At 39.8% G+C, this 12699-nt stretch carries 12 protein-coding genes and 1 pseudogene; 4 read left to right on the top strand and 9 right to left on the bottom strand.

Annotated features, from left to right (window positions below; translation table 11 throughout):
• Window positions 1-133 precede the first annotated feature (133 nt).
• Together ACZ1G6_RS08120 and ACZ1G6_RS08115 are read left to right on the top strand one after the other, a co-directional pair.
• Window positions 134-496, top strand: a complete 363-nt coding sequence (locus ACZ1G6_RS08120; protein WP_472618819.1) for an MCP four helix bundle domain-containing protein — start codon at window positions 134-136, stop codon at window positions 494-496.
• Between the two features lie 36 nt (window positions 497-532).
• On the top strand, window positions 533-2170 hold the full coding sequence (locus ACZ1G6_RS08115) for a methyl-accepting chemotaxis protein (protein ID WP_472618818.1): 1638 nt from the start codon (window positions 533-535) through the stop codon (window positions 2168-2170).
• 40 nt (window positions 2171-2210) lie between these two features.
• Here ACZ1G6_RS08115 and ACZ1G6_RS08110 read toward each other — a convergent pair whose 3' ends face one another.
• The 6 genes and pseudogenes from ACZ1G6_RS08110 to ACZ1G6_RS08085 form a co-directional block, all read right to left on the bottom strand.
• Window positions 2211-4826, bottom strand: a complete 2616-nt coding sequence (locus ACZ1G6_RS08110; RefSeq protein ID WP_472618817.1) for a M14 family metallopeptidase — start codon at window positions 4824-4826, stop codon at window positions 2211-2213.
• A 34-nt stretch (window positions 4827-4860) separates the two neighbouring features.
• Complete coding sequence (locus ACZ1G6_RS08105; protein WP_472618816.1) at window positions 4861-5070, bottom strand: hypothetical protein; 210 nt, start codon at window positions 5068-5070, stop codon at window positions 4861-4863.
• Between the two features lie 190 nt (window positions 5071-5260).
• A complete protein-coding gene (gene fldA, locus ACZ1G6_RS08100) occupies window positions 5261-5782 on the bottom strand; it encodes a flavodoxin FldA (RefSeq protein ID WP_472618815.1) in 522 nt (173 codons plus the stop codon).
• Window positions 5783-5820: 38 nt separating this feature from the next.
• Window positions 5821-6039, bottom strand: coding sequence for a DUF2788 domain-containing protein (locus ACZ1G6_RS08095; RefSeq protein WP_472618814.1), 219 nt, complete (start codon window positions 6037-6039; stop codon window positions 5821-5823).
• 93 nt (window positions 6040-6132) lie between these two features.
• Entirely contained in the window at window positions 6133-6915 is a 783-nt protein-coding gene (locus tag ACZ1G6_RS08090; protein ID WP_472618813.1) for an alpha/beta fold hydrolase, read from the bottom strand.
• Between the two features lie 58 nt (window positions 6916-6973).
• Window positions 6974-8621, bottom strand: a pseudogene (locus tag ACZ1G6_RS08085) (electron transfer flavoprotein-ubiquinone oxidoreductase).
• Between the two features lie 278 nt (window positions 8622-8899).
• On the opposite strand from ACZ1G6_RS08085, the gene ACZ1G6_RS08080 reads away from it, so the two are divergent.
• Both ACZ1G6_RS08080 and ACZ1G6_RS08075 read left to right on the top strand, forming a co-directional pair.
• Complete coding sequence (locus ACZ1G6_RS08080) at window positions 8900-9652, top strand: electron transfer flavoprotein subunit beta/FixA family protein (RefSeq protein ID WP_472618812.1); 753 nt, start codon at window positions 8900-8902, stop codon at window positions 9650-9652.
• Entirely contained in the window at window positions 9649-10575 is a 927-nt protein-coding gene (locus tag ACZ1G6_RS08075) for an electron transfer flavoprotein subunit alpha/FixB family protein (protein WP_472618811.1), read from the top strand. The genes ACZ1G6_RS08080 and ACZ1G6_RS08075 overlap by 4 nt, the downstream gene beginning before the upstream one ends.
• Before the next feature lie 115 nt (window positions 10576-10690).
• Here ACZ1G6_RS08075 and ACZ1G6_RS08070 read toward each other — a convergent pair whose 3' ends face one another.
• The 3 genes from ACZ1G6_RS08070 to ACZ1G6_RS08060 are packed head-to-tail and all read right to left on the bottom strand — an operon-like array spanning window position 10691 to window position 12611.
• Window positions 10691-11134: an aminotransferase class V-fold PLP-dependent enzyme gene (locus ACZ1G6_RS08070; RefSeq protein WP_472618810.1), complete on the bottom strand. Its 444-nt coding sequence runs from the start codon at window positions 11132-11134 to the stop codon at window positions 10691-10693.
• Window positions 11079-11852, bottom strand: a complete 774-nt coding sequence (locus ACZ1G6_RS08065) for an aminotransferase class V-fold PLP-dependent enzyme (RefSeq protein ID WP_472618809.1) — start codon at window positions 11850-11852, stop codon at window positions 11079-11081. The genes ACZ1G6_RS08070 and ACZ1G6_RS08065 overlap by 56 nt, the downstream gene beginning before the upstream one ends.
• Before the next feature lie 12 nt (window positions 11853-11864).
• Window positions 11865-12611 (bottom strand): tryptophan 2,3-dioxygenase family protein, encoded by a 747-nt coding sequence (locus ACZ1G6_RS08060; RefSeq protein ID WP_472618808.1) that lies wholly within the window; start codon window positions 12609-12611, stop codon window positions 11865-11867.
• Window positions 12612-12699: the final 88 nt, after the last annotated feature.

The following is a 12699-nucleotide window of genomic DNA, read 5'->3' as shown; positions in this document are numbered from 1 at the left end:
GCGCTCAAGTCTTTGTTATAGCAATTGCAATTATTATAAGACATGTTTAAAGATTTAACAGTATTAGCCGTAATAATAATATAAATTTTATTTCGCAATTGCTTAAACATTGCTCTGGGTATTAAACGCTAACATGAAACACAATTCTTCTTTTCGATTTACTGTGGTCAATAAAATGGTCATAGGGTTTTCATCATTGGCATTTTTGTTAGTGATCACCAGTATATTGTCCTATGTGGGCTTAGATGAAATAAAATCATCCGCCCAGCAAGTAGCATTTGAAAAAATGCCTGTGCAACGCGAAGCCTCTAGTATTAATCAAATTGTCCTTAATATGGCTAGGATCACGACCAATGCTTATTTTGAAAAAGAACAACAACGATTAAGCAACAGTCAAAATGAGTTTGAAATACTCAGTGAGAATTTTGATATTGGCGTCGATAAACTCAGAGCGCTTGTTAGTGGTCAAAACAAAACACCTTTGGATAAGGCATAACAAAACTCTTTATCCTATTTCAGTGCTAGTCGTCAGATGTTTGAAAACAAAAGCTTGTATATAACAGACGAAATCGAGTTGCAAAAGGCCTTAGCCTTAAGTTTAGATCAAGCTGATGAAGCTAGCGCATTGATGTTGGATTTAACCTTTTTAGAGGGAGACGAAAGAGATCTAGAAGGCTTAATTGGTATGTCAACGAACATCGATAATAAGTTAGGCAATATGATGTCAAACCTCAAAGAGCTAAGTATTACTGATGATCGGGAAAGCGTCGAGCTTATCATAGAAAATATTGGTTACGTTTTAAGTAATATCAAAGTGGATTATGATTTTGCCAAACGATTAGCAGATGGAATAAACGATGATGGCATTTTAGATAGCTTTGCGAGCGAGTTTGAGGCACTACAAAAAACGCTTCAAGGTGAAAGAGGGGTCTTTGCTCTTAAAAACCAAATGTTAGACCTTCAGTCCACCATGTCTTCGCTTCGGATACAAAGTAATGACGCAATTAACAATAGCCTTATCGCATTAGATTCACTGTCTGAGTCGGTAAACAAGGACGCATTAGACGGTCAAGAAAATATTCTGGCGTCAGTGCAAAGCAATGTTATCAAAAGCGTTGTAATCTCTTTCATTGGATTAATTGCCACTGGCACGCTTGCGTTTATCGCCACCAGAAGCATTGCTAAGCCACTAAACAGAGTAAATCGACGGTTGAAGGTTTTATCTCAAGGTGATTTGACTCGCCAATTAAGTGAACAAGGAAATGACGAATTTTCTGAATTATCTAAAAACATTAATAAGCTGATTCAATCCCTACAAACCTTAATCGGGAGTATCAACGAGAAAGAAGAAAACTTATCAGTTGTCACTATGCGCAGCATTGAGCAAGGGGACAAATCTTTGGCACAAGTTGACGAGCAACAAAACGAAATTAGAGCAACGTCTGATAACACCCAACAAGTGCAAGAGACAAGTAAGTCGAACATGCGTCAAATCCAAGAAGCAGACAGTAAAATAGAGCTTGCGATTGGACAAAGTGAACGGGTAGTAAATTTGGTCAAACAAAGTTTGGAACAAGTAAATGAGCAATCGATGCAAGCTCAACAAAGCGTTACAATTGTGAACCGCTTAGGTGAAAATAGTAATAAGATTGGCGGTATCTTGGATGTGATTAAAACCATTGCCGAGCAAACTAATTTATTAGCCCTAAATGCTGCAATCGAAGCGGCAAGAGCAGGAGAGCAGGGAAGAGGATTTGCGGTAGTAGCAGACGAAGTAAGGACCTTAGCAAACAGAACTCATAACTCGACTGAAGAAATTGAAAAAATGATCATTAGTTTGCAGCAAGATTCCAGTAAAGCTGTAGATGCAATGACAAAAGGGTCAGAGCAAGTGCAGCGTGGCGTTGAAATCACCAATGAAGTCACTACACAGGTCACAGAAATAAAAACTATTATTGAAAGTCTAGCGCAGGTGAATTCTAATATCGTGTGTGATACTCAAAATCAAGATGCATTGCTTGATAACGTGGTCACACGATTAAATACTATTGTTTCGTTAAGTCAGGAAAGTGCATTAAGTACCCAAGCGTCTAATGATGCGACTCATGAGATAGGGATACACATGCAAGGTCTGCGCGACGCAGTCGGAAAGTTTAAGTTAAACTCATAAAAAAAGGCCCATAAGGACCTTTTTCGTTAATGAAAATGACTTATAAATCGATATTGTAACGTGTCCCAAATCCGGGTCCATAGATCATCGCATTTAATAAAAGGCGATTTGTGCCAATGCTTGCACCTCTAAAGTTAGGTTGACCCGAGAACATAATAATTTGTCCCATACCAACGCGCTCTCTTGTAAGATAAGAAGAGTTTGCAATGCGTTGGGCGGCTTCTGGCCATAACAGCCCACTCATGCGTACATGAATTTGTTGATCTTTAGGAAGTGCATACCAACTGACATAATTCTCTAGTTCGATTTCTTCATCAATTGATTTATATACTCCGACCGACACTACAGACTCAGCATTTTGATTAGCAATTAGTACACTTTGGTTACGATATAACAATGGCAAAACACTCGGCGTGCCAAAGCTTAGCCAATGTTTGGTATCAACATCTCCTGCGACCATAGCGCCTGCTGGCATAAACAGTCTTTGCCAATCATTACGCTTTTTAAGGTCTTCCTTGCTTAATGGTTTTCCAAGGTCATCCCATGGATAAGTTACATCGGTACTTAAACGCGAATCAAATAATGCTTTATCTGAAGACACCGGCTTGCGTGACAATAATCTTCGCTGCAGTGCGATATTATATTTGTCTGCATCGGTAAGCATATCATCTACGATTTGTACATTACCTGACTCTCTGTGTTTTGCCACTAAAGCGCTTGAGCGGTCGTGGGTAATTAAGGTGCCGCCTTGCTCAACCCAAGTCATTAATTGTTTCAGCGCGCTATCGCTAAGTTGACGCCTAGATGGCATGATGATTGTGTTGTAGCGTCTTAAGTCTGCAAAACCAAGAGCTGAAGCATCTAAATGACTATGTCGAATACCAAGATTAGTATCAATGCTCCACCATGTTCTTCCTGCATCAAGACCACTGGTGCCATCTTGAGTTGCAATAGCAATTTGAGGCTTTGTTAGCAGTACAAAATGGTCGCCGCCCCAATCTGGAAGCTCTCCTTGCCCTAATCCTTGAGTGATAGAATGTAATTGTAGATTTAGCTCCTGTGCACTGAGACTAATTAACGATATGAGCTCTTCGTTATTTAGGTTATCTGTAATAGTGACAGCAACCGTGCCGCGGTTAAATGTAATGTTATTAAACTCAGATGCCTTATCAATAACTCGGACATAGACACCTCTTTCCATCAACCGCGCTGCAAAAGCGACTGACTTATCATCTTCTCCATCTACCAACCAAGCAATTGCATCCTTGTTGATACTATTATCAACTGATGTTGGCGCTTTGTACGGCTCGGTATCTTTTGTTAATTCATTATTAAGGGTATAGGCAGTTAAGCCATACATCATGGTAAGGTTCCATGCAGATGTGTCATACATGATTGAACGTCCTTCTCGCAGGACTTGTTGTCTTTCTTTTTCAATCACCTCAGGCAGAAGCGCAGAGTCAAACTCCATAATAGCAGACAATAATCTTGCTTCTGGCTGTCGATTAACAATGACTAAGCTGCCCTTGGGCAAGTTAATTGTTGTATCCAAACCAAAATGATTGATAGCGTTGCTGATTTTCTTGCTTTTTGTGGTCACCTTAACTTCAATATCTTGCGCTAAGAGCTTTTCGGCAAGTGTGTGCAGGCGAGTATGATTATCCGTTTTAGGGATAATAAAAGTCTTGTCGGCAAAGGGAGATTTTTTCGAAACTAACATTTTCCGATCTTCAAAATAGTCTTCAAACATTGCTTTAGAGTTCACTTGCAATGTTCTTAGATTTGCCAAAGTACTCACATATTGATGATGAACAGATTCTAAATAAGTCTGTACGGTTCCTTCTGGACGTCTAACACCATCTTCAGCCATACGTGATTGTTCATATAGAATATGCACACTGCCACGATACTCCGCATAGTTTGAATAACCAGGATACCAGTTCTCGAACCATTCTCCGGTGTAGTATCTCCAACCTTCTTGGTCAAAAGCGGCTGCTTGGTCATTTGCAAATACTTTTGCCCAGTCTTGAACGCTTGGTGAAATGTTCTTATTTAGTGGCTCTCTAGGGGGACCCATTAGATAGGTGTCTTGCGGCCCCATTTCATGACCATCAATCATTAACTGAGGACGCCATTTATTGATCAACTCAACACGACCGACTGTTTCGGGTTGTGTTAAGTAGAAAAAATCTCTATTTAAATCGAACAAATAGTGGTTGGTTCTTCCATAAGGCCAGTCTCCTCTGTGTAGCAAGGATTGGTCGTCTACATTGGGCGCAGTCCCTCTATATTGTTCTAACGACTTTGCAAAACGGTCTCTGCCATCAGGGTTCATTAGTGGGTCGATAACAATAACCATATCTTCGAGCATACTTGCATTTTGTTCACTCTTATCAGCAATGAGATGATAAATCGCTGCTATGGCGGCATCCGCGCCTGAAGTCTCATTTCCGTGAATCGAATACGCCATCCATGCTATTGCAGGAAGACTTTGAATAATTTCTTGAGCTTGTGCATCGGACGTGTCACGAGGGTCTGCTAATTGTGCTAAGTTACTTTGGATATTATCAAGTTTAGCTAAATTGCTAGGGCTGGTAATAAATAGAGCAAATAGCGGGCGTCCCTCATGACTTTTAGCATACTCAACAACTTTCATTTTATTTGTTTCATTTGCCCATGTGTTGATTGCCTTAGTTGATTAAAGTGGGTGAGGCAACACGCTGACCAACTGGAAAGCCTAGTATGTCTTCCGGGCGAGTGACGCTGGTGTCATAGTCACCATTTAGCATCTCGATTTGGTAATCAAGGTCTTTCGAATAGGTAGGTTTCATTACTAGACTTGATTGCGCGATTGGGACAAGCCCAATGCTGATAGCGACAACACATAAAATTTTACTCAAAGGCATGTGCATATGAAGCACTCCATGGTGTTATTGTTATTATTTAAAGGTAAACATAGCACTATGTACAAATATAAGGCAAGTGCTTGGGACTAACTTATGGCATACGATCTTGTCATATTTGATATTACAAGACCCATAAAAAAAGCTAGCATTTTTGCTAGCTTTTAAAATTAAGCGCCGATTAAGTTTATAATTCGCTAAGGCACATTTCTTCTTGAATTTGTTTACACCACGCTTTGACACGCTCATCAGTCAGCTCAGGCTGTCTATCTTCATCGATTCCCAGACCCACGAAATGATCATCATCAGACATCCCTTTGGATGCTTCAAAATCATACCCTTCGGTCGGCCATGCACCAATTAATATTGCACCTTTGGGCTCGACAATATCCCTAACCATACCCATTGCATCCAAGAAATATTCAGCATAATCCTCTTGGTCGCCGCATCCAAAAATCGCAACTAGTTTATCTTCAAAATCGATTTCTTCTAATTCGGGGAAAAAGTCATCCCAGTCGCACTGTGCTTCTCCATAATACCATGTTGGGATACCAAACATGAGCAAATCAAATTCAGCAATCTCTTCTTTGGTACTTTTAGCGATATCTTTAACATCAATTAGGTCTTTGCCCAATTCTTTTTGAATCATTTTGGCTATATGTTCGGTATTACCTGTATCACTGCCAAAAAACAAACCAACACTTGCCATTACAATACTCCAATTGTTTCTAGCTACAGAAACTAAATTTATACACCAGAGGATAGATAAAATATTTGTATTATGCCTTTTGCTACAAAGCCCAAGGCTCCTAAGCCTAAAACACCATAAGCAACAAAACGGCCTATTTTTGGTACATCATTTTTTTTCATGACGTCATGCACCGCATACGTCATAAGTCCAAAAAGTCCGACTAGCGTGATATTTAATACGATCGATTCGACTTGTTGAAATGTTTCTGGTGACATAAGCAAAACCAATAAAAAATTTGCGCAGAGTCTAACATAAAACCCGCAAAAATCAGCAAGTTTTGGCTTAAAACCTATACTAAGGTGTTAACTTTACTCACCACGTAAATGCTTTGTAATTAAGCTGTTAACAATTTGTGGCTTTTCTGCGTGAAGCCAATGTCCTGCTTGTACAAATTTTGCTTTTGCTTGCGGGAACTGCGTCATTATAGTGTCTTGATGTTCGCTAGTAACATAATCAGAATTTTGACCGACAATAAAAAGCACGATTTTATTAAACACCAACTTGCCCGCTAAAGGCCAATCAGAAAGTTTGTCGTATTGTTCGATTAACAGTGATAGGTTAAAGCGCCATTGCCAACCAGATTCGTCTTCAAACAAACTTTTTAATAAAAAAGCGATTGTCCCCGCGTCATTAATATGTTTTGCCATTGCATCTTGAGCGTCTTTTCTTGTTTTTATCTGGTTCAAGTCAACCGCATTTAAGCCATTGATAACGTTTTCATGTCGGGCATTATAAGCGACAGGTGCAATATCCAGTATAACAAGCTTTTCGACGATATTTGGATACATCGATGTTAAGAACATAGCGACTTTACCACCTAAAGAATGTCCTACAAAACTTGCTTTATCGATTCCAAGGCTATTAAGCGTTTCTTTAATTAACCTTGCGTATAACTCAAATGAAAAAGAAGTCGTTCTAGGGCTTTTCCCATGGTCAGGCAAGTCAATGTTAATAACTGTGTAGTCGGACTCAAGTGCTCGCCTAATAATACTTAAATTATCACCACTACCAAAAAGACCGTGAATGAGCACCACCTTTGGTGCATTAGGATCACGCTGCGCAAATAGCTGATAGTGCAAAGGGCAGACCATAATTACGCTAGTCCTTAGAGTTAATATGTGTTGTTTGGATGATTAACATCATTGTGCTCTACATATTTGGATAGTTAGGACCGCCAGCGCCCTCTGGTACTACCCATTGAATATTTTGACTGGGCTCTTTAATGTCACAGGTTTTACAGTGTACGCAGTTTTGTGCATTAATTTGAAAACGTTTGCTGCCATCTGCTTCGTCTACCACTTCGTATACTCCAGCTGGGCAATATCGTTGAGCAGGCTCATCAAACTTCTCCAAAGTAAAACTAATGGGAAGAGCAGGGTCTTTTAATTGAAGATGACAAGGCTGGTCTTCTTCATGGTTCGTATTTGATAAAAATACTGAAGATAGCTTGTCAAAACTTAGTACGCCATCAGGTTTTGGGTAGTCAAATTTTGGCATACTTGCTGCTGGTTTAAGTGTGACATGGTCAGGTGTTGTATCGCTTATGGATAAAGGTAATTTACCTCCAAAAAAGTTTTGATCCAAGGTATTATAAGCACCTCCCCAGAAGTTACCAAACTTATGTATAGCAGGGCCAAAATTCCGTGAACGATATAATTCGTCATATACCCATGAACGTTTGAAATTTTCCGCATAATCAATGGGGTCGATAACGTCTTTGGTTTCATCAAGTAAATCAAAAAGTGTTTCTGCCGCAATCATTCCTGATTTCATTGCGGTATGATTTCCTTTGATTTTAGCAAAGTTGAGCGTACCTGCGTTGCACCCAACCATCATGCCGCCTGGGAATGTCATTTTCGGTAGAGATTGAAGACCACCTTTTGCAATTGCCCTTGCACCATAGCTAACACGCGTTGCATTTTTAAGCGTATTTGCGATCACCGGATGATGCTTTAGCTTTTGAAACTCATCAAAAGGGCTTAAATGAGGATTTTCATAGTTTAGGTCAACAATAAGCCCTACAAACACTTGATTATTTTCAGCATGATATAAATAGCTACCGCCTGTGGCATCATTCAAGGGCCACCCTGCCGTATGAACGACTAATCCCTCTTGATGTTGCTCAGCAGGTACATCCCAAATCTCTTTGAAACCAATGGCATAATGTTGCGGACTAACGTCTTTGTCGAGTTCAAACTTCTCAATTAAGCTTTTACCAAGATGACCTCGGCAACCCTCAGCAAACACGGTGTATTTTGCTGTTAGCAACATTCCAAGGCATATACGCGTCTTTTTGTTCGCCGTTTATTGATACGCCCATATCACCAGTAATTACCCCAGCGACTTGACCTGCATCGTTATAATGAACTTGCGCTGCTGCAAAGCCAGGATAGATTTCGATACCAAGGCCTTCGGCTTGTTCTGCCAACCATCTACACATGTTTGCCATACTAACAATATAATTACCATCGTTGTGCATGGTTTTAGGCGTCATCATGTTGGGTAGCTTTGTCGCCTTGGTTTCATTATTTAATAAGTAGATATGATCGCCACTTACCTTTGTGTTTAGCGGCGCGCCTAAGTCTTGCCAATTAGGAATTAATTCATTTAGGGCTCTTGGTTCAAAAACCGCACCTGATAGAATGTGGGCTCCAATTTCTGAGCCTTTTTCAAGTACTAAAATATTAAGTTCTTGGTTATTCTCATTGGCCAGTTGTTTTAGTTTTATGGCGGTTGATAGACCTGAAGGACCACCACCAACAACAATAACGTCAAACTCCATTACTTCTCTTTCCATCATGGACTCCGTAGCAAGGACGAATTTATAGTTCAGTATTCGTCAATTGAATATTACAGCGCGCTAAAACGGTGTAAAATAAATTATCATAGAAAAGTAATCTAGGTTGACGTTTGCGTCAACTAATTATAGATTGCTCGTCTATTTTATCTGTCAATATTGCAACATAAGTTTTAGCCATAAAGGATTTAAGCTAAAACACTACACTAAACGTACATAAATACGATTAAGTGTAGGTAATATTTTACCAGCAAAAGACATCAATATTAGGGGAAAGTATGAAAATCTTAGTACCGGTCAAACGTGCTATCGATTATAACGTAAAAGTTAGAGTCAAACCTGACAATTCAAATGTCGATTTAACCAATGTAAAAATGGCGATTAACCCTTTTTGTGAAATCGCAGTTGAAGAAGCAATAAGGCTAAAAGAAAAAGGCGTGGCGACTGAAATCGTTGTTGTGTCTATTGGCCCTAAAGCTTGCCAAGAGCAAATTCGTACAGGCCTTGCCTTAGGTGCGGACAGGGGCGTGCATATCGAGACAGAAGCGTCTCTAGATTCCTTACAAATTGCTAAATTACTCAAAACAGTAGTAGATGATGAGTCACCAGATATCGTCATTTTGGGCAAGCAAGCTATTGATTCAGATAATAATCAAACCGGCCAAATGCTAGCAGCATTGACGGGAATGCCGCAAGGAACGTTTGCAAGTAAGGTAGATGTTGACGGTAATACTATTAATGTAACAAGGGAAGTAGATGGAGGCTTGCAAACGGTCGCTTTATCATTGCCAGCAGTAGTGACCACCGATTTGCGCTTAAATGAACCTCGTTACGCTTCATTGCCAAATATTATGAAAGCTAAGCGCAAACCAATCGATGTTAAGCAAGCGAGTGACTTAGGTGTAAATCTTGAATCTAAAGTCACCTTAGTTAAAGTAACACCACCTGAACAACGTCAAGGCGGGGTTAAAGTGGCAAGTGTTGACGAACTGGTAGAAAAACTGAAAAACGAAGCGAAGGTGATATCATGAGTATTTTAGTATATGCAGAACACGACAATGTCAGCTTAAAGTCAGAGACCAATAAATTAGTACATGCAGCTAGCAAAGTGGGTGGTGACATTACGCTATTGGTTGTTGGCAGCAATTGTGAAGGCGTTGCGGCAAGTGGTGCAAAAATCACTGGCGTGGACAAAGTGCTTGTTGCAGACTCAGCACATTACGAGCATCAGTTACCAGAAAATGTCGCCGATTTAGTTGTTGAGCTTGCGGGTAGTTATGAGCATATTTTTGCTGCTGCAACAACAACGGGCAAAAACTTTATGCCTCGCGTTGCCGCTTTCTTAGATGTTGCCCAGATTTCAGACATTATCGCGGTAGAAAGTGCCGATACATTTGTTCGACCTATATATGCAGGCAATGCAATCGCCACTGTTCAAAGCGCAGATGAGAAAAAAGTGATTACTGTCCGTGCTGCAGCTTTTGATGCAGCGGCAAACGACGCTAATGCGCCAATCGAAGCATTAGATAATGCAAATGCTAGTGACAAATCAAGCTTTGTGTCGGCTGAGCTGACTGAGTCAGAACGTCCAGAGCTAACCGCTGCTGAGGTAATTATCTCTGGTGGTCGTGGCATGCAAAATGGTGAAAATTTCTCATTATTAAATGGTATTGCTGACAAACTAGGCGCAGCCATTGGTGCATCAAGAGCCGCGGTAGATGCGGGTTTTGTGCCGAATGATATGCAGGTAGGTCAAACGGGTAAAATCGTCGCACCTCAGTTATATATTGCAGTTGGTATTTCTGGCGCAATACAGCATTTAGCAGGTATGAAAGATTCTAAAGTCATTGTTGCCATTAACAAAGATGAAGAAGCGCCAATCTTCCAAGTAGCTGATTATGGCCTTGTGGGAGATTTATTTGACGAACTTCCTAAATTAGAATCTGCATTGTAATTGCATTACAATCTCGTGTTAAAACCGAGCTAAGTTTTCTTAGCTCGGTTTTTTTATGCAGGTAAAAGCAGTCTTTTATGTTTGCTTTACTATAAATCAAATTAATTAGATTGATTTAATCTGTAAAGCTAGTACATATGACCTTTGCATGTTCGATTGTGTTGATGATGTGCAAAGAAATCCTAATAGCCTCACCTCTGACATCAAATTTAACTTCGCACTTTGATAAATTCGTTTTCGTTAGTTCAAGGTTTTTGGGAACAAGACACAAGCTTCCACCATAAATATTTGCATCATGGTGTGGTGATACTTTCAATGCCTTGTAATCAATATTGTCAATTATATACTGTTTGAGTGCATGGTTATGTGCATTGATTTTATCGAAACCTATACCGCTTAGCGCTTTAATCGATGCCGATGCAATAACATAGGGCGCAATCGAAGGTGTACCACCCCAAAAACGTTTAACACCTGTAGCGGGTAAATAGTTCTCGATGTTAAATTCAAAAGGATTCTCGTGAGAAAACCAACCCACAGGATCGGGTTGCAAATACTGCACAAGTGTCGGCTTTACATATATAAAACCAGCGCCAAGGCCCTCCACAAAGCCATTTTACACAGGACCCAAATATTGCATCACACTTCCATTGTTTTACGTTAATCGGACAGATGCCAATAGATTGCGCAACATCTACCATTGAGAATGCTTCAAATTGATTAATCAATGAACAAATTTCACTGACCTGGCTCTTTATAGATGTATTAGAGTGAACATGGGTGACCAGACAAGCAAGCACATTATGTGATTCTAAGGCATCTAACCATATCTCAATATCGTTAGGATCTCCGTCTAATATTACAAGTGATAAGTTATAGGTATCGGCGAGCGCTTTTACGACAAATCCCATTGAAGCAAAAGCTTCACAGTGCATAACGACAGTGCGTTGATGCTTATGCTTGGGCATCTTTGCAATAGCTGTTAAAAATGCGTGAAAACCCGACGCTAAATGAGTTTGTGGACAAATATCTTGTTGATTAGCGCCAATAATGTTGGCTATTTGTTGGCAGAAATCGTCGCATAGAGACAACCAATAAGGCCATGAATCTGAACCATTTTCAGACCAAGTATCAAGATATTGGGTTTGTAGTGCTTGAGCAGCACTATTTATAAGTGGGCCGACTGAATGTGATAGGGCATATATGCCTTTAGGTTGATTAAACATTTGTTCAATAAGCTTAGGCGATATAAGTGCACTGTGAGTTGAGTCGTCAGACATTAAGCAGTTACCTTATGATGATGATTTACCAGAAATAGAAGGGCGAACTTTGCCATATTCACCTCCCCATTTATCTGTCATTGTACTTCTAATATCCCAAAGAGCAGGAAAGAACCGTTTGTTTGCTCCTTTTTGCAACAAATCAACTGGACGCCCTTTCAATGAAGCTGAACCTAGGCCAATTGAACGGTGAATCAAAAATAAATGCCGCCACCTGAAACGTTGTAGCAATTCATCAAATTCGACCATGGCTTCTGCAATTGCATATCTAAAGTCATGTGTGTAGTCTTCGTCATAGATGCTTTCTATACTGATTTTTCCTTGATCTAAGCAGCTATACTCAAACATTTTCCACAGATCTGATGGCATCTTAAGTAACATTCTAAAACCAGGTGATTCTTGACCACTCCCATTACCAAGCTGCAGTCTAATTTGCTGGTATTCTTTAGGCGACATTGTTTCTAACACATCTAATTGAGTAATCATTAATCGTTGCAACTGATGTACCCTTGAAAAAAGAGTAATCACACGGTGATAATGTTCAGTCTCCATGTAGTCAATAATTTCAACTAATGAGAAACAAATTAGCTTCATCCAAAGCTCTTCAACTTGATGTACGATTTGAAATTGTAATTCGTCAGCTGTCGCTAATTCATTAAGTGGCTTTTGGCAATCAAGAAGTTTGTCGCACTGCAAGTAAACACCATAATCAAGCATTTCTGGTGACTCGATCATCTGGTAATATTTTTGTTTATCCATTTTCAATCTCAGTAGCTGAGTAATTTGCCCGTATTGTAGTTGAAAAATTTAGATTTAAAATATTAATATGCCACAAAGAATAAATGAA

Source organism: Glaciecola sp. HA4-3 (assembly GCF_055693685.1).
This window is presented reverse-complemented; position numbering and strand designations above follow the sequence as displayed.